Annotated in this window: 16 protein-coding genes; 5 read left to right on the forward strand and 11 right to left on the reverse strand. The window is 42.2% G+C overall.

Features of this window, described 5'->3' with window-relative positions; all coding sequences use genetic code 11:
* Positions 1-46: 46 nt before the first annotated feature.
* The 3 genes from IM500_RS13885 to pdxH form a co-directional block, all read right to left on the reverse strand.
* A complete protein-coding gene (locus tag IM500_RS13885; RefSeq protein ID WP_287738711.1) occupies positions 47-2,020 on the reverse strand; it encodes an NB-ARC domain-containing protein in 1,974 nt (657 codons plus the stop codon).
* Between the two features lie 118 nt (positions 2,021-2,138).
* Complete coding sequence (locus IM500_RS13890) at positions 2,139-2,438, reverse strand: trypco2 family protein (protein WP_079206354.1); 300 nt, start codon at positions 2,436-2,438, stop codon at positions 2,139-2,141.
* A 227-nt stretch (positions 2,439-2,665) separates the two neighbouring features.
* Positions 2,666-3,310: a pyridoxamine 5'-phosphate oxidase gene (gene pdxH / locus IM500_RS13895; protein ID WP_002796454.1), complete on the reverse strand. Its 645-nt coding sequence runs from the start codon at positions 3,308-3,310 to the stop codon at positions 2,666-2,668.
* A 51-nt stretch (positions 3,311-3,361) separates the two neighbouring features.
* On the opposite strand from pdxH, the gene IM500_RS13900 reads away from it, so the two are divergent.
* Entirely contained in the window at positions 3,362-4,147 is a 786-nt protein-coding gene (locus IM500_RS13900) for a segregation/condensation protein A (protein ID WP_287738714.1), read from the forward strand.
* Between the two features lie 51 nt (positions 4,148-4,198).
* On the opposite strand, the gene IM500_RS13905 is transcribed toward IM500_RS13900, so the two are convergent.
* A complete protein-coding gene (locus IM500_RS13905; RefSeq protein WP_287738716.1) occupies positions 4,199-5,683 on the reverse strand; it encodes a polysaccharide deacetylase family protein in 1,485 nt (494 codons plus the stop codon).
* Between the two features lie 267 nt (positions 5,684-5,950).
* On the opposite strand from IM500_RS13905, the gene IM500_RS13910 reads away from it, so the two are divergent.
* Complete coding sequence (locus tag IM500_RS13910; protein ID WP_147069490.1) at positions 5,951-7,258, forward strand: hemolysin family protein; 1,308 nt, start codon at positions 5,951-5,953, stop codon at positions 7,256-7,258.
* 36 nt (positions 7,259-7,294) lie between these two features.
* Positions 7,295-8,137, forward strand: coding sequence for an Rpn family recombination-promoting nuclease/putative transposase (locus IM500_RS13915; protein ID WP_190722477.1), 843 nt, complete (start codon positions 7,295-7,297; stop codon positions 8,135-8,137).
* Between the two features lie 35 nt (positions 8,138-8,172).
* On the opposite strand, the gene IM500_RS13920 is transcribed toward IM500_RS13915, so the two are convergent.
* Positions 8,173-9,510 carry a proton extrusion protein PcxA gene (locus tag IM500_RS13920; protein ID WP_190722478.1) on the reverse strand — a complete coding sequence of 446 codons (1,338 nt, stop codon included), beginning with the start codon at positions 9,508-9,510 and terminating at the stop codon, positions 8,173-8,175.
* A 77-nt stretch (positions 9,511-9,587) separates the two neighbouring features.
* Here IM500_RS13920 and IM500_RS13925 point away from each other — a divergent pair, with 77 nt between their 5' ends.
* The gene (locus IM500_RS13925; protein ID WP_190722479.1) at positions 9,588-11,708 is read left to right on the forward strand and encodes a PD-(D/E)XK nuclease family protein; all 2,121 of its coding nucleotides are present in this window, start codon (positions 9,588-9,590) and stop codon (positions 11,706-11,708) included.
* A 3-nt stretch (positions 11,709-11,711) separates the two neighbouring features.
* Here IM500_RS13925 and IM500_RS13930 read toward each other — a convergent pair whose 3' ends face one another.
* The 6 genes from IM500_RS13930 to IM500_RS13955 all read right to left on the reverse strand — a co-directional run bounded on the left by IM500_RS13930 (position 11,712) and on the right by IM500_RS13955 (position 15,767).
* Positions 11,712-11,927 carry a DNA adenine methylase gene (locus tag IM500_RS13930; protein ID WP_287738718.1) on the reverse strand — a complete coding sequence of 72 codons (216 nt, stop codon included), beginning with the start codon at positions 11,925-11,927 and terminating at the stop codon, positions 11,712-11,714.
* Positions 11,928-11,944: 17 nt separating this feature from the next.
* A complete protein-coding gene (locus IM500_RS13935; protein ID WP_287738719.1) occupies positions 11,945-12,343 on the reverse strand; it encodes a helix-turn-helix domain-containing protein in 399 nt (132 codons plus the stop codon).
* A 46-nt stretch (positions 12,344-12,389) separates the two neighbouring features.
* Complete coding sequence (gene hypB / locus IM500_RS13940; protein ID WP_190722482.1) at positions 12,390-13,202, reverse strand: hydrogenase nickel incorporation protein HypB; 813 nt, start codon at positions 13,200-13,202, stop codon at positions 12,390-12,392.
* Complete coding sequence (locus IM500_RS13945; protein ID WP_190722483.1) at positions 13,193-13,537, reverse strand: hydrogenase maturation nickel metallochaperone HypA/HybF; 345 nt, start codon at positions 13,535-13,537, stop codon at positions 13,193-13,195. Before IM500_RS13945 ends, hypB begins: the two co-directional genes overlap by 10 nt.
* A 220-nt stretch (positions 13,538-13,757) precedes the next feature.
* Positions 13,758-14,828 (reverse strand): hydrogenase expression/formation protein HypE, encoded by a 1,071-nt coding sequence (gene hypE / locus IM500_RS13950; protein ID WP_190722484.1) that lies wholly within the window; start codon positions 14,826-14,828, stop codon positions 13,758-13,760.
* A gap of 105 nt (positions 14,829-14,933) precedes the next feature.
* Positions 14,934-15,767, reverse strand: coding sequence for an Rpn family recombination-promoting nuclease/putative transposase (locus IM500_RS13955; protein WP_287738721.1), 834 nt, complete (start codon positions 15,765-15,767; stop codon positions 14,934-14,936).
* Between the two features lie 246 nt (positions 15,768-16,013).
* On the opposite strand from IM500_RS13955, the gene IM500_RS13960 reads away from it, so the two are divergent.
* Positions 16,014-16,907, forward strand: a complete 894-nt coding sequence (locus IM500_RS13960; RefSeq protein ID WP_190722485.1) for a hypothetical protein — start codon at positions 16,014-16,016, stop codon at positions 16,905-16,907.
* Positions 16,908-16,910: the final 3 nt, after the last annotated feature.

Genomic DNA, 16,910 nt, shown 5'->3' on the forward strand with positions numbered 1-16,910 from the left:
CACTCTATTTCTTTAGGGGGTCGTTTGGCTAGACCCCCCGCTCTATCTAGCTTGTAGCCCCTCTGTCACCCCTTGAAGGGACTTCCACCTCTTTTCCCCCCTTTTCAAGGGGGGTTAGGGGGGATCTCTCCTTTTCAAGGGGGACTTCCACCTCTTTTCCCCCCTTTTCAAGGGGGGTTAGGGGGGATCTCTTAATCTGTTTTTGATACCTGCTTAAAAATTGCTGATGTGCCTCAGCCATTGATAACCCTAACCCCGGTAATTGATAATCCGTTTCAGGATGAGGAGACGCTAGGATCAGATTTCGGGCTAAATCATGTAACAAATCATGGACCCGATAACTCGTTAATAGTTCACTAGAAACCCCCGTTAATAATAAAGCTTTACCCCGTAAATATCTTAAAGTTTGTCTCGCTTCTCTAACCTGACAATCCCATAAAGTCGCCGCTATTTTTTCGGTAATGGTAACATCATCGGGTAACACCCCTAACCAGCTAAATTGTCTCAATCTTTGCCCATTTAATCGCTTTAAACTGAGATTAAAGCAAGCAATTAAACTATAATGTTTTCGTTTTTCTTCATTGACAGTATCTCCAGCTTCCAAGCGATCTAAAATTTCTAAATGAGCGATTTCTGCCCGTAAATCTTCGATTAATTCAGCCCAAGGAATCCCATCTTCAATTTGTGCGGCCGTCAACTCCAATGCTAAGGGTAAATAACCGACAATTTTGGCTAATATTTTGGCTTGTTTCTGATCTGCTAAATTTAATTCATGCTTTAAATAACCCGTTAATAAGGCTAAAGATTGGCTTTCCGTCATAATGTCCAAATCATAACGAATTGCCCCTTTAACGGGAACTTCTCTAGTGGTTACTAATAATTTACATTGATTTACTGCTACTCTAAAAGGATCAATATCTTCTACATTCCAGAGATCATCTACTACTAATAAAGCCTTTTTATCTGCCAATAAAGTCCTCAAGTGTAAGGATGCCGCATCAATACCCGTCGGCTTAAAATTATAATCTCCTAAAGCTTGAATCCAGCCATGAAGAAAGGATAAAATATCTGGTTGTTGTCCTAATGTTGCCCAGAAAATGCCATCAGGAAAAAAAGCTTGAACCTCTTTCTCCTGTGCTAAAGCTGCTGCTAAAGTGGATTTACCAATACCTCCTAAGCCATAAATCGCACTAATAACTAAAGTTCCCGTTTTTTCCGTTGTTGCTGACAATAAAATTTTTTTTAACTCAATACTAACCTCTGGACGTTCGACAAAATAACTCGGTTTAGGAGGAGCTTGATTACGATAGGAAGAAGATTTTAAAGAAGCGGATATAACGGGTTTAGGTTCAGGATCAAGACCGTGTTTTTCTAATATCTCACACCATTCGGGATTGTCATAAACTCTTGCCAAAGATTCAGCTTCTAAAGATGCCGGACGATCTCTAATTGGCTGTTTAGATTGTACCCCAATCACTAACCCATAACAAACAATTGCTGATCCCGATGTTCCTTGCCAAGGTGACTGATCTTCTGCTAATCTTTCTAATTGTTCATCGGTGGGTTGGATTTCTTTACTATCTTTAATATTTAATAACAAACGGTGATGAGGAACACGATTAGCCACATCAATAGTTCCCTCAATATGTAACCCTGTGGCGTATTTTATCTCATCTTCAACATACCGTAAAAATAAAGGAAAGCCGAAAAAGTCAAACTTAACTTTTTGGGTGCTACTCGCATCAGGTAACACCCCAAAACCTACAGGATCATAAGTTTCGATAGTTTCTGGTAATTCTACTAAGGCTATATCGATATTATCGGGGGCTTTCCAAATTACTTTAGCGTCTATATCCTGCTTATCAGAATAGTTTGATGTTGATCTAAATCGTACCTTACAGTTGTTACTATTATCAAATAGATGCCGACAAGTCAAGAGTAAACGTCCCCCAATTCGATAGGCAGTGCCGTATTTAGGGGCAACAATTTCTAAAGTGCGATCGGGTTGGAATTGGGGCATAACTTATCGGATTGATGTAACCTATTCTTCTGGGATGGCGATGGGTTACGCTTCGCTAACCCATCCTACAAATTAACTGCTTTGAGCGCAAACATTGCGCTTCTAGGGGTATAAAATTCTAATCGGGAATATCATCACTTGCTGTCTTGATAGGTCCTCCATCTTTCCCAATGGGTTTAAGGGGAATTTTAATTCTATGGGTTATCGTATCTTTATTGGTGACACCCCCACCCATTTCTACTACCCAAAATTTCAGCCCACCTTTGCCTTCTTTCGACTGCTCAACCACAAATTGAACCTCTAATTCAATTTCACCCACTTCAAAGCGAATCTGCTCACCCTCAGAGGCTAAAATAGATTTACTCAGTTCAACCCGCAATGCTTCTAAGGTTTCTCGAAGTCCAACATTCATATTAATTCTCTAGTTATTTTTGAAAGATGCAAACCAAAACCCTTTCAATTCTATCGTTTTTCTGAGACTTTAGGGCTGAGGGATTGCCTTTCCCAAATGACATAATAGCCCAACCCGATCGCTAAGGGAAGCGCGGGTTGGGAAAAGAAATCGACCTAATATTATCTCAAGACTAAAATGACAAATTGAATTAGCATCGAGCTATTTTGCCAATACAAGGTGTCAAAATAAAACTAAGGAGCTAAACGTTGCCTTTGCCAGCTGCCATCTTCTTGACGATAATAACAGAGACGATCATGAAGACGACTGGGGCGACCTTGCCAGAACTCGATTAAACTAGGAATTAGGCGAAATCCGCCCCAATGAGGAGGACGGGGAACTTCACGACCCGCATATTCTTCTTTTAGTTCTGTCAGACGTTTTTCGAGGATATACCGCCCGGAAATCACTTCACTTTGATTGGAGGCCCAGGCCCCTAAACGAGATTCCCAGGGACGGACAAAAAAGTAATTATCCGATTCCTCCTCGCTGATTTTTTCTACAGTTCCCTCGATCCTAATTTGCCGTTGCAATTCTCCCCACCAAAACACTAGGGCCGCATTGGGATTAGCGATTAATTCCTGTCCTTTGGCGCTGTGGTAGTTGGTAAAGAGAACAAAACCGCGAGGATCGAAGTCTTTTAACAGTACCATGCGGGCCCGGGGTTTACCCTCCGGGGAAATAGTGGCTAAAGTCATAGCGTTGGGTTCCAATCTTCCCGAAGATACCGCCCGTTCTAGCCATTGTTTAAATACAATGAAAGGATCGGCAGATGTTTCTGACTCTAGCAATTCTTCAAGATTGTAGTCCAAGCGCAGGTCAGCGATCGATATGTCCATGGTTTTGCTTGCTAAATTCTATCCTTTGAGATCCTACAAGATTCTACAATCATGACTATCACCTCGGCCAGTGATGCGATCGCCTCTCTTTTAGAAATGGCGGAACAGGGAGAAATTGACCCCTGGGATGTGCAGGTTATTGATGTGATCGATCGCTTTTTGGCAGAATTGGGGTTATTAAACGATCTAGATTTAGCCATGGCCCAAGCTAATTTACCCCAATCGGGACAGGCTTTTTTATGGGCTTCTATGTTAGTTTTATTTAAGGCTGATACCCTAGAAAGATTGTCTTTAGACCAGCAAGAAGAAAGTCTGATGGATGAGGAAATTAGCGAGTTAGAACGGGAATTAAGAACTTTACCCCGTTATCTAGAAAATCATATTCGCCGTCGTACTGCCGCCCCACCACCGCGAAAAAGACGGGTAACTTTGCAGGAGTTAATCACTCAATTACAACAGATTGCCCTAGAGATTGAAGCTTTACCGAAACTGCCTGTAGTTGTCCCGAAACCCCGGCCCCAATCCCGACGGGAAGCGGTACAAATTATCACGGAATTGGCCCACCAAGAAAACCTGACGGAATTGGCAGCGGAACTGGACTTTTTTTTGCAGAGAAAGTTTTTTCAATTAGAGAAAAAGGAGATAGAGTTTGAGTATTTATTAGATTTATGGCAAGCGGAAAAGCCTTCTAGTCACTCGGCAACACAGGAAAAGGTGGCGATTTTTTGGGCTTTACTTTTACTGGCTTCTCAATCAAAAGTGGAATTAAAACAAGAGGATTTTTATCAGGATTTGAGTATTTCTTTAATTACTTCATCGGCGAACATCCCTTGCTAGTATATTTATACTACTAGAGCGCAGATTCTGCGCCCTAGATACCTTACTATCTTAGCGGGTTAAGGCCGCGCCTCTTTCGTACAAAGTGCGGGCATAATCGGTCCAAGTACCCTGGCCCCAATAACGGAAACAACTGGTTTGCACGAGCAAATTATAAAGCAGTGCCTCCAGATAATCGGGCCGTCGGGTGAAGCTAGGATCCGCCTGTACTAAAAGATCATATTTCTCGTGGAATTTAGCGCTTAATTGGTTCATCGGTTCGAGGACATTTTCGTAACCGCGCACCCAACTGAGATCATTGGTCCAAGATGCCCCATCCATGGTAAAACGGTGGTCGGACTGTTTTAACTCAGCGATCGCCTGTTCCACTGCTTCTGGGGTAGCGGCATCGGGATTAACTCGCTGCCAGATTTTATGCTGGTGTACGGCTTGAATTGGGGGATAATCTTGGGGATTAACGCCAGCGGCCTCGATTAACTCCAGATATTCCGTGCCGTTAAATCCTGCCACAGTGGAACCCCCCTGCATTTCCCGCCAAGGATTGGGAAAATCGCGAGGAAATTCATTCATCATCACGCCACCATTTTCACCGTCGGCAATCTGGGAACCTAGGGAAGGAACCCAAACGCCGCCGATTTGCTGTTTACCGCGGCATTTGGCCTCGTGGTAGGGTTGCATTTGGGCGACTAATTTGGTGTCGGAACCCTGGGTTTTAATCAAAGCAGTAATCGCAATCACTTCACCGCGAGAATTGCGCGCCACCAGGCGATTAGGAATATATTTTTGTTCCTGACTCAATCCCGAACCGTCGAGATTTTCCACCGAGTGTTCCTGTACCAATAACCAACGATAGCCGCATTCTTTCAGGGCTTTAATATACTCGTAGAGGGTATCGGGATGGTTAGGAAGGTGCATTTCCGGGGGAGAGAACCCTTTGACTCGTTTCAGGGCATCGGGGCCAAAAATCGAGGCAAAATAGGTTTGCCATGCTTGCATCTGTAATTTTAGATCGGGAATCGGTGTGGAAGGAGCCACCGCATGACTCCACATCGTCCCCAACCATTCCACATAGGGTTGATATTGACTGTTACAGGTGATTAATTTGAGTTTATCGAGGATATCCTGCCGTCCCATCTGTACCAAACCCCAGAGGAGATTGCCGGAATAATCGAGCATAATCCGGGGATTACAGCCTTCCGCCACCAATTCTGGGATAAAATCGCCCATGCGACTGTAACACCAGGCAAAAACGCTGGCATTATGGTTATCGCCATCCCCTTGATGCTCGAACATATGCTGGAGATTGCAGATTAATTCCCCGTTAACACCCGCGGGGATAGTGGGTTGGTGCATATGCAAGGCACAGGCAAAACCAGCGTTAATATTGTCTAATTGGAGATTTGTTGTCGGTAAAAAGATCGGATCATCGTGATTAACAATCGCTGCGATTTCCTGTTCCCAACCGCAAATAGTCGGTAGTCCGGGGCGGATTTCCGTGATAGCGTTCGATTTCGATGATACGGGTGTAGCGATCATAATTTTTCAGGCGAATAGATTGAGATAGTTTGTCCCCACTCTCCCAGGGACAACTTTTTTTACTGGCAACAGGTCACTCTTGACTGTTCACTGCTAACTGAGCTAAGAGCGCGAACTTTATCCTATCCCATTTATACTGGGAGTAACCCCCTCCAGACACAAGCCTTCGTAACTCGTTAAAAATCAAGATGATTCTTTACTGAACTTAACCGATTCTCGCACTATGATCCAAACAACTATCCGCCCTTTTACCTGTAACTTTTAACCATGTTCTCGGCGACTACCGAAATTCTTGTTATCCTCTTCCTCATCCTCCTCAATGGAGTCTTTGCCCTCTCGGAAATTGCCATTGTCTCGGCGCGCAAAGTCCGTTTAGAACAATTAGCCAGAGATGATCGAAGGGCGGCGGTGGCCTTAAAATTGGCCAATGATCCCAATCAAATTTTATCGACGGTGCAGATTGGCATTACCCTAGTGGGAATCTTTGCCGGGGCTTACGGAGGAGCGAATTTATCGGTCAGTGTGGCGCAATTATTGGCGCAAGTTCCTGTTTTAGCCCCCTACAGTCAAGCTTTGGGATTAGGATTAGTGGTGTTAATTATTACCTATCTATCCCTAGTGGTGGGGGAATTGGTGCCGAAACGGTTAGGTTTAAGTAATCCTGAAAAAATCGCTATCCTCGTTGCTGATCCTCTCGATAAGCTATCGAAAATTGTTTCGCCCATTGTCCATCTTTTGAGTCAATCGACTAATCTGATTCTCGGTTTGTTGGGGATTAATACGAATAACAATGATTCCCCAATTACGGAAGAAGAATTGAAAATTATGCTTAAACAGGGAACCGCAGCGGGAACCTTTGAGGAAGCAGAACAGGATATGGTGGAAAGGGTGTTAGGATTGGGCGATCGCCGAGTAAGCCAGATTATGACCACGCGCCCAGATATTATTTGGCTAGATTTGGAAGATAGTGCCGAAATTAACCGCCAGAAGCTAATTGAGAGCAATCATAACCGTTTTCCTGTGTGTCAGGGCAGTTTAGATGAGGTTTTGGGGGTAATCGAAGTCACAGACTTATTGGCAGATTGTTTAACCGGTGAAAGTTTCGACCTGACGAAGGATTTACAACAGCCGCTTTTTGTGCCGGAAAGCACTAGGGGTTTAAAGGTGTTAGAATTGGTGCAGCAAAGTGGTCATCATATTGCCTTGGTAGTGGATGAGTACGGGGTAATTCAAGGATTGGTGACGCGCAAGGATATTTTAGAGGCAATTGTCGGCGATTTACCCCAATTAGATAATATTGAAGATGCTCAGATCGTGCAGCGGGAAGATGGTTCTTGGTTGATCGATGGTACAGTGGCGATCGAAGATTTTAAAGAATTATTTGAAATCAGTGAATTACCCGGGGAAAAACAGGGCAATTATCACACTTTAGGTGGTTTTATTATTACCCATCTTGGTAGGATTCCAGGGGCTGCCGATCATTTTGAATGGCAAAGGTTGCGCTTGGAAGTGGTGGATATGGACGGTAATCGTGTCGATAAGGTGTTAGTCACGCTCTTGTTGGATGATTTGTAAGTAATTGTTAGTAAACATCTAGATTTTTTCAAGCTTGTGAAGACCGATACAATTTTTTATCAACTCTTGCAAACCTTTCCGGGGTTAATTTTTGAATTACTGGGAGAGTCAACCCAGAAAGCTGAAAATTATCAATTCTCCTCCCGAGAAATCAAAGAATTAGCGCGTCGTTTTGACGGTATTTTTTTACCGACCACAGCAGCCCCGGAACTAATTATTTACTTTGTTGAAGTGCAATTTCAGGATAAAAGTGATTTTTATTGGCGATTTTTAACAGAAATTGTCATCTATCTCAATCAGTATAAACCCGTTCAGGATTGGATGGCTGTAGCTTTATTTGCCTCCAGGGATATCGACAATAATTTTCCCTATCAACTACGGGGATTTGAGATAACGGGACAGATCAGACCTATTTATTTAGATGAATTAATCGATAGTCCGGCTCCGTCTCTGGGTTTAGGAATTATTCAGTTAATTGTCGCTACACCCCAATTAGCACAGCAACGAGGAAAACCACTTTTAGAAAAAGCGATCGCTGAAATTGATGATCTAGTTTTCCAGCAAAAAGTTGTAGAATTAATTGAAAGAACCTTAGCCTATAAATTTACTAATCTTAGTCGCACGGAGTTAGAAGCTATGTTCGGATTAGATGATCTCAGACAAACTCGACTTTATCAAGAAGCTAAAGAAGAAGGTCGTGAAGAAGGTCGTGAAGAAGGTCGTGAAGAAGGTCGTGAAGAAGGTCGTGAAGAAGCTAAAACTGAAGCGATTGCTGGTTTACTGGCCTTAGGTTTAAGTATAGAACAGATTGCCACTGCTTTGCAATTAGAACTTACCAAAGTACAAGAGACAGCAGCAAAATTATCCTTCCCAGATTAGAAGGGTAAATTATCAAGTTTCTCCCCGATTTTACCCTATTCATTCATATTACGATAGGTAGCCACTGCCGAGGGAGAAATGCGATTGAGATAACGGAAAATCCAATATTTTAAGACTGTATCCAAGATAACGGGAAAAGTGGCGATAAAGAGAAAATTAAACTCGCGATTTTCCGGTAAACCGAAATGACGACTTAACCCTTCTAGGATCACTTCCCAACCGTGGGGAGAGTGGAAACCGACAAATATATCGGTAAAGAGAATAATTAAAAAAGCTTTAGCTGAATCGCTAAGATTATAGAGAATGCCATCGAGAAAAGACTTGACAATCTCGATTTCCCGACGACTAAAAGCGACAACAAAACCAAAGGCAATCAGGGAACAAATATCGGCGAAAATATTAGCGATCGCATTTAAACCTCGTTGGCGAAATTCTTCACTTAGTACCGCCGCTTTTTTGGTAATTTCTCCCTCGATTTCTTCGTTAGATAATTTGGGTGCTAAACCAATCATACCTCGAAAATGTAAAGCTTCCTCAAATCTTCTCAATTCCGAAAAAGCTTCTTCTTCTAGATCCTGATTGATAAAAATAAACTGTTCCTGTTGTTGGAAATATTTATTAACCAAGGGGGTGATCAGGAAAGTTTTGGTTAATTGCTGGGTTAATAAAGGAACAATAATTAACAGTAAAATAAACTTGAGAGAAATGGCTGTTTTATAACGAGAATTGCGAAATCTTTTTAAAACTGCCTCCTCCGATTCCTCCGCTTGGGGATCGATTTCCTGCTTAATGCGATTAAAAGTATTGACAAAAGAACGGGGTAAAACTCCCGGTTTTTCCGTAGCTTTTTGGGATTTATTGCTTTTGATCATTTCCTCATCTTCAAGACTACCCGCCGCTAAAAAAGAGCGATTTCTAGAAGTCTTATTTTTGGCTGTTTCCTGCTCAAAATTTCTGTTCTGGATACTTTTGGGAACATCTTGAATATCTTCTTGCCAATAATTACCTTGATATTTTCCGATAATACTATCGATAAACTGAAGTTTTTTCAGACAAACATCTGTGGTGACAGTAATCACCCCATTATTAATTGTCGGTTGATTTGGTCCGAAGGTATTAACGATCGAGCGACTAGCTTTAAACTCCGTCAATCTGACTTTAATTTTTTGCAGATAACCTTTAACTTCTGCGATAAAATAGGAATTAGTGGTACTGCCATAATTCGAGAACTCCGCTGCCACTTTTCGCCCTTGAAAATGCTTGTCTTCTATCTCCTTAATCTTCAAAGCTGCATGATAAGCCTCATCTAAAGAACGTTCAGGAGTTTGTAATAACCATTGATTAACACCTTGCAAAATCCGATTAAGATTCATAGGAAACAATTACTTCCACAAGGAAAAAAGCTAGAGTACCGATCAGTCATCTTAACAAATACAATCCAGAAAAAACGATGTCAATCATACCAATTTGGATCGAAGGTGGGACTCGATCGGGAAAAACCACCGCTTTAGTCGGGGAATTTCGGCGCTGGGTTGTTTCTCAACTTCAGTCCCAGGATTCATTGTATCTCGATCGACCGAAATCATCGCCCCTTCCCCGCTCGATCTTAGTTTTCGCTGCCAACGATGATAATAAACGAGAATTAGCCGATCAATTAGCCCTTGCTGTTAGGGGTAGCTATCCGATTCTCTGCAAAACCCCTTTAGGTTTTCTCACCGATGAAGTCATCCTGTTTTGGCCGTTAATTTTCGAGTCTTTAGGGCTAAAAGCGCAATTTCCCCGCCGATTACGCCCAGAAACAGAGCAGGAACTCGCCACCCGTCTCTGGCAACCAGCAATCGCTGAATTCTTCCAGCTTACTAGCATAAATGAATATCGTTTCGTCCGTCAAGTTCTCGATTTGTTGCAATTAGCCGGCGCTAGTGGTGTTCCCGCAGAAAAGATACCCGAAAGATTAGCCGACGGATTATCAGAAACAGATTTGAAACGAGTTTTAGCGATTAATGAGCAGGAAACACCAGAAAAAGTGGGAGAATTAATCATTCAATGGCGTGATTGGTCTCTAGAACGTGGTTTATTAAGTTATGGTATCATCTACGAACTCTATTGGCGCTATTTATTTCCTGATAGTCGTTATCAACAGCAACTATTAAAACGCTTCCGGGGAGTTTTTGCGGACGATGTGGACGATTATCCGGCTATTGCCAAGGATTTACTCAGTTTTTTCCTCGATCATGATTGTTTTAGCGTTTTTACCTACAATCCCCAGGGAAAAATTCGCTTAGGATTAACTGCCGATCCCGATTATCTACAAAAATTAGCGGCACGCTGTCAAATTATGCCATTATCTACCACTGAGGGGTTAGCTGCTCAGTTTAGCGAGACGGTTCTCTCCTTAATCAGCGACGGTAACTATCTTGGCAATCTTCCCGATCAATTCATCTCCCTGCAAACCACCTCTCGCGCCGAATTGTTACGGAAGACAGCCACAGCTATTATTCAAGCAGTCAAGCAAGGAGCAGTAAAAGCCGAAGAAATCGCCGTTATTGCCCCCGGTTTAGACGAAATCGCCCGTTATAGCCTGATGGAAATTTTAACCGGTGCCGGGATACCCGTTCAACCCCTCAACGAACAACGACCCCTGATCAGTTGTCCTCTGATTCGGGCATTATTGACCCTTCTCGCCCTTGTTTACGCAAATTTGGGGCGTTTAGCCCCCCAAGAGGCCATAGCGGAAATGCTGGTGATTTTTAGCCGTTATCGCTGGGATGAAGAAGAGAATTTAATTCCCGATATCGATCCAATCCGCGCCGGATTAATTGCCGATCATTGTTATCAAGTGCATCCGGAAAATCCTCGTTTATTAGCGATCGAAACTTTTCCCCGTTGGGATCGCTTAGGACAAAAAGCTTGTACTGCCTACGAAAGAATTTGTCACTGGATCGAAGGGATGAAAAAACGGCAGCAAGAGGCCAAACTTTTCCCGATTTTTGTCTTAAATCAAGCGATAGAACAATTATTAAACGATGGGGAAAATTTGCCCTTCGATCACTTGGCAGCTTTGCGAGAATTAATGGAAACTGCCCAACATTTTTGGGAGATCGATCGGCGTTTGCGTGAGAGTGAACCCTCTTTTCAAAGTGCCAGCGAAACTATTAGTCAGTTTATCCAACTTTTGCGCCGTGGTACAATTACTGCTAATCCCTATCCTGTGCGACAATTTATTAAATCTTCCTCAGCAGTCACCCTAGGCAATATCTTTCAATATCGTTCTTTTCGTTCTAGTCATCGTTGGCATTTTTGGCTAGATTGTTCCTCCCCACTCTGGGAACAAGGAGGTGCTGCTACTCTTTTTGCTGCGCCGATTTTTTGGCGAGAAAGTCCCTATCAACGCTGGACAACGGAAGCAGAATTAGAGGAAAATCAGGCACGTTTACAGAGAGTTTTAAGGGATTTATTAGCAAGGGTAAGCGAAAAAGTTATCCTCTGTCACAGTGATTTAGGAGTATCGGGAACCGATCAAACCGGACAACTTTTATCCTTAGTACAAGCGGCAAAAGAATATGATTAAGGACTAGAACAAAATTAACTTCTTGGTTAGGAGAGGCAAAAGGCAATAGGCAATAGGCAAAAATTTGGGTTGTAAATTAAAAGCTACCACCCCCGAACCACACAAGGGTTCTATCCAGCGCTCACAGTTTTGCTGATCCGCTAAACTTTTGATTGATGATACCAGTTTAGTTTTGATACCTTGACATTTAATCGGGGGAACAATGACGGTTGTTTTCATTAATAACTAATAGATAATTAAATGAATACACTGGGGGAAACATTGAAAATCTCTCCTAAAATTTTCCCTTGAGCTTTACTAATCGATCGCTTGCCATTAACAATCTCAGAAACCACACCCTTAGAACCAATTTTACCAACTAAATCAGCTTGTTTCATGTTGTTAGCTGACATTAAGTGTAATAATACTTCCTGCGGTGAAGCTGGTTCGGGTTGAGGTTGTTTGGCATCAAAATCCTTAATAATTGTCGCCATCAATTTAACCATCGCGGTTTCTTCTGGTAGTCGATCCTGTTTACTAATTAGATTAATCAGAAGATGACGCGCTTGCTCATATTCTTCCTCATTTTCAATAATCTTGGGTTGAAATTTAGTCAACAGTTGATTATAATTATTGTCATCAAGTGCTAGGGTCATTTTTCTTGCGGTTAGACTGAACTTTTTAGGTGTGTTACTACTTAACTTAAACCAGCGATTTTAACCAACCGTACCAAGCATCTAAACCTTCTCCAGTGGTAGCGGAAACTTGAAAAACTTTCAGATTGGGATTAACTTGATAGGCGTAATCTAAACAGCGATCGAGGTTAAAATTAACGTAGGGTAGTAGGTCTATTTTTGTCAAGATCATGACTTGAGAAGCGTGGAACATATAGGGATATTTAATCGGTTTATCTTCCCCTTCGGTGACGGAAAGAATGACGACTTTGGCATTTTCTCCCAAATCAAATAAAGCAGGACAAACTAGATTACCGACATTTTCGATCATGACTAAAGAATTCATCGGTGGATCGAGTTCGATTAATCCTCTCTCTACCATTGATGCTTCTAAATGACAACCTGTTCCGGTGTTAATTTGGATAACCTGACAACCGGTTTCACTAATTTTTTGGGCATCATTAGCTGTTGCTTGATCTCCCTCAATGACACTGATAGGAATAGCGGTTTTTAAATCGGCAATTGTGCGAGTTAAAAGGGTAGTTTTTCCCGAACCGGGGGAAGAAACTAGATTAAGAGCAACAGTTTTTCTCCCCTTCAACCAACCGCGATTTTGTGCCGCTAACAGATTATTTTTTGCCAGCAGATTTTGCTCAACTTGGAGAATATTACCATGAATTTGAGCGGGAATTTCCGCGGGATGATGGGGATGCTCATGCTCGTGATCGTGATGGCTATGACTAATAACAGTACCATCGGCTAAAATATGTTCATGGGTTCCCGTTTGCGGATTAGTTACCGTCACTTCCGAGTTATCAGAACAACCACAGGTTACACACATAAGGATTCTGTCTCCAACGATTTGAGATTTAATTCTTGACCCTGTAAAATGACTATATTGCGACTACCACATTGATCGCAGATTCCGTAGGGATATTCTAGTTCTAGCTCATTTCCGCAATCTTGGCACTGTCCTAAACCAGAAATTTCCAGAATCTCTAACATTGCCCCCTCTACATTAGTACCTTGACAACAGGTATCAAAACAAAAAGCGATCGATTCTGGCATAATTGCCGTTAGTTTACCAATCTCTAACACCACGCGCTTAACTTTCATTCCTCGGGAATGTTCTAAAGCAAGTTCGATAATATTTTGGGTAATTCCTAGTTCGTGCATTTTCAGTTATCAGTTATCAGTTATCAGGGAACAGGGAATAGGGAACAGGGAACAGGGAACAGGGAACAGGGAGAAGGGAACAGGGAACAGGGAACAGGGAAATTTCAACTAAAACCCCAAAACCCCAAAACCCCAAAACCCCAAAACCCCAAAACCCCAAAACTCCAACTATCTGTTTTTTTAGTTTTCACTTTTTCCTTTAAAACTGTCTCCTGTCTAATTAACATATTCTCGGTAATTGTTCACCTACTAACATATCGAGAATCCTTTTAGTGCCGAAAGCGGTTTTTAAGTAAACTAAATTGGGGGGAGAAGCGACGACTTCCCCGATACAAGCGGCAAAAATGCCGTCAGGATGGGAACGCATCACTGCTAAAACGCGATTTTCCGCCTCCGGTGGCACGACAAGGACTAATTTCCCCTCATTTGCTAGATAAAGCGGTTCTAAACCCAATAATTCGCACATTCCTCGCACTTCTTCCCGGATGGGGATCGCCGTTTCCTGCACCTGTATTCCCACCCCAGAACTTTGGGCAAATTCGTTTAAAACCGTGGCTAATCCGCCTCTAGTGGCATCCCGCATCGCTTTGACTTGCGGACAAACGGCCAGAATTGCCGAAATTAAAGAATTCAAGGCTTGACAATCGCTTTCGATTGTGCATTGTAGGTCTAATTCGCCCCGGGCCATCAGAATGGCGGCACCGTGATCCCCCAGAAAACCGTTAAGCAAAATGCGATCACCAACTTGTAAATTATTGGCACTGGAATGGATTCGGGCCGGAATTACCCCCACTCCAGAGGTATTAATAAATATTTGATCCCCTTGTCCCCTGGGAACGACTTTTGTATCCCCGGTGACGATTTTTACCGCTGCTTTGTCGGCGGCTATTTTCATGCTGGTAACGATGGTTTTTAGGGTGTCGATAGATAAACCTTCTTCGAGGATAAAACTACAACTGAGATAGAGAGGAATTGCCCCACCGACAGCCAAATCATTAACAGTTCCATTGACTGCTAAACTGCCAATATCACCCCCCGGAAAGAATAGGGGAGAAACCACATAGGAATCGGTGGTAAATGCCAAGCGATCGCCTATTTTAGCTAAATCTTTAATCTCAAATCGGGCTTGATCTTCAAGGGGTGCCAGTAAGTTATTATCGAAGTTATTAACGAATATCTCGTTAATTAAATCCCGCATTGCTCTGCCACCGCTGCCATGGGAGAGAGTGATATTTGTGTCGGTAATTTTTGTTTTTTTAAATTTTAAAGAAGCTGAAGGAGTGCTAGTCATAGGTGAGGTAGTAAGTTTTCGTTTTGGGTAGTCGGTGGTCGATAGCAAATTAGGTTACACTTTATCTTGATCAGAAACGCTGTCATAGCTTACTGCTAGATTAGCTTAATGGGTTTCTGGTATTTCTCGCACTTTTTCTACAGTTAAGTCCAAGGCTTGAGCAATTTGTTCTACCGTTAAACCTAAAGCCAATAAACGCGGCACAGATTCTAGTTTACCTTCCAGTTTACCTTCCAGTTTACCTTCCAGTTTACCTTCCAGTTTACCTTCCAGTTTACCTTCCAGTTTACCTTCTTCTCGAACGTCTTGAAAATAACGGGTTTGTTTCAGTTCATCTAAACTAAACATGGCTTCTATCTCCCGGCGACTTAGACGTGGTAATTTATAAATAAGGATCGTTTCTATTAATTGTAGGAGGTTTTGCGGTTGGGTAAATTCAGTTCGCACTCGTTCAATAAGTTGTTTGGCTGTTGCCACTGCTTGATTTTCTTTAGCAATAATTAATTTTATAGTGGCAATACCGAGGGAATCTTGATTAATATCATCTAGTTCATCTAAATAGATTCGCGTCACTTTCCCAGATGTCAATAAGTCTTGATAACGTACAACCTGATCTGATTCTACCCGACGATGGGGATAAATGACCACCCCGCGCCAATCATTGTTAAAAGCAGTTTTACTGAGATATAAGAAGATTTCAGCAAAGAAACGGCCATAAAAATTCTGATCATCTTGAAATTGCACCTCGCAGAAATAAATAGGAATGCTAGGATCGGTAATATTGGGCAAAAATACGCCATCAATACGAAAAGCTAGTTGCTTGATTTCGACGGAATCAAAGCGGTAATTCTCGGCTTCTCCGGGGGAAAGGTTGATTAATTCAAAGAAAATTGACGGATAAGATTGAAAAAGATCATAAAAAATACTGTCGGTTTTCATGCCCAGACTTGTGGTGTAAACTATGCAAAAATATAGAGATAGAGAGTTTTCCTACTAATTAGCCTGATTATAGCAGTTATCTTTGCCAAAACAAATGCTAAAAGCTGGTCTGCAAAAAGCTAATAGCTAAAATAACTGACAACCGATCGAGTCTAAACATCTCCCCCATGTCAGGGCGCTATAGCTGACAGTGAGTCGCTATAATAGAATTCGCCGATCGCTAACTTCTCCCTCGGTAAAATTTCTATGACTGGAAGACTGAACAAGCTACAACAAGATTTAAAGAACATAGAAACGGAAGTGGCAAATTTAGCCGAAAGAATGCGAGAAAAATACCGAATTTATCTTGATTTACTCGGTGAATCTCTCTATAAACAGGCGATCGGGGCAGTGTATCATATCTGTACCCGTTACTATGGGGGGGAATTTCTGGCCCTCTCCCACAGCAATCGTCAGAAACTACAAGAGGAGATCAAAGCTCTAGGACAAGAGGCTAAAGCCAGTTTACAGCAATTGGGCGAGCAGAGCTTCGAGGGAGGGGCATTTTCAGGGGTAGGATTCTCTAAAAGTCCAGCAGAGACAGTTAACACCCCAGATTTCTGGAAGCTTTTTCTAGACAAACGGGAAAATCTAGCCGCAACTGGAGAGATTAATAACCCCGATATTTTACTTTATTGTTGTCGAGTGCTGGAAAAAAACTGTGTCGAGATTCTCAATCATCTCTCTAAACAAATTAATCAGCAACTACAAAAAGCTTATATTCTTCCCCCTCATCTACCCAGTCAAATTATCGATATGGCAATTCAAGCGGGAGAAGAAGGACAATCCCTAGGTGGAGGAAATAATATGTTAAACATTCTAGTGGAAGCTAAAAACCCTGAACCAGAGGAAGAAAAAGATGAAGATGAAGATGATGGGGATGATCATGATTTTTCAAGTGGCAAAGTCACTAAAGTAACGGCGATTCATCTACGAATGGCTGAACTGGAATTTGCTGATACGCGCTTAAGTGTCGAAAGAAATCAAATTCGCTCCCTTTGGGAACAATTAAATCGTCTAGGGGAACAATATCATCGTATTCGCAAAGAATATACTATCGCTCAAGCGGAAGCGGCATGGCGCAGTAGTTGGTACGATTAATCA

Source organism: Microcystis sp. M179S2, assembly GCF_020245805.1.
Classification (GTDB): domain Bacteria; phylum Cyanobacteriota; class Cyanobacteriia; order Cyanobacteriales; family Microcystaceae; genus Microcystis; species Microcystis aeruginosa.

Excerpts from the sequence above, each read along its gene's own strand:
- IM500_RS13885 (WP_287738711.1), bottom strand. The coding sequence starts at position 2,020 with ATGCCCCAATTCCAACCCGATCGCACTTTAGAAATTGTTGCCCCTAAA.
- pdxH (WP_002796454.1), bottom strand. The coding sequence starts at position 3,310 with ATGGACATATCGATCGCTGACCTGCGCTTGGACTACAATCTTGAAGAA.
- IM500_RS13900 (WP_287738714.1), top strand. The coding sequence starts at position 3,362 with ATGACTATCACCTCGGCCAGTGATGCGATCGCCTCTCTTTTAGAAATG.
- IM500_RS13905 (WP_287738716.1), bottom strand. The coding sequence starts at position 5,683 with ATGATCGCTACACCCGTATCATCGAAATCGAACGCTATCACGGAAATC.
- IM500_RS13910 (WP_147069490.1), top strand. The coding sequence starts at position 5,951 with ATGTTCTCGGCGACTACCGAAATTCTTGTTATCCTCTTCCTCATCCTC.
- IM500_RS13920 (WP_190722478.1), bottom strand. The coding sequence starts at position 9,510 with ATGAATCTTAATCGGATTTTGCAAGGTGTTAATCAATGGTTATTACAA.
- IM500_RS13925 (WP_190722479.1), top strand. The coding sequence starts at position 9,588 with ATGTCAATCATACCAATTTGGATCGAAGGTGGGACTCGATCGGGAAAA.
- IM500_RS13930 (WP_287738718.1), bottom strand. The coding sequence starts at position 11,927 with ATGAAAACAACCGTCATTGTTCCCCCGATTAAATGTCAAGGTATCAAA.
- IM500_RS13935 (WP_287738719.1), bottom strand. The coding sequence starts at position 12,343 with ATGACCCTAGCACTTGATGACAATAATTATAATCAACTGTTGACTAAA.
- hypB (WP_190722482.1), bottom strand. The coding sequence starts at position 13,202 with ATGTGTGTAACCTGTGGTTGTTCTGATAACTCGGAAGTGACGGTAACT.
- IM500_RS13945 (WP_190722483.1), bottom strand. The coding sequence starts at position 13,537 with ATGCACGAACTAGGAATTACCCAAAATATTATCGAACTTGCTTTAGAA.
- hypE (WP_190722484.1), bottom strand. The coding sequence starts at position 14,828 with ATGACTAGCACTCCTTCAGCTTCTTTAAAATTTAAAAAAACAAAAATT.
- IM500_RS13955 (WP_287738721.1), bottom strand. The coding sequence starts at position 15,767 with ATGAAAACCGACAGTATTTTTTATGATCTTTTTCAATCTTATCCGTCA.
- IM500_RS13960 (WP_190722485.1), top strand. The coding sequence starts at position 16,014 with ATGACTGGAAGACTGAACAAGCTACAACAAGATTTAAAGAACATAGAA.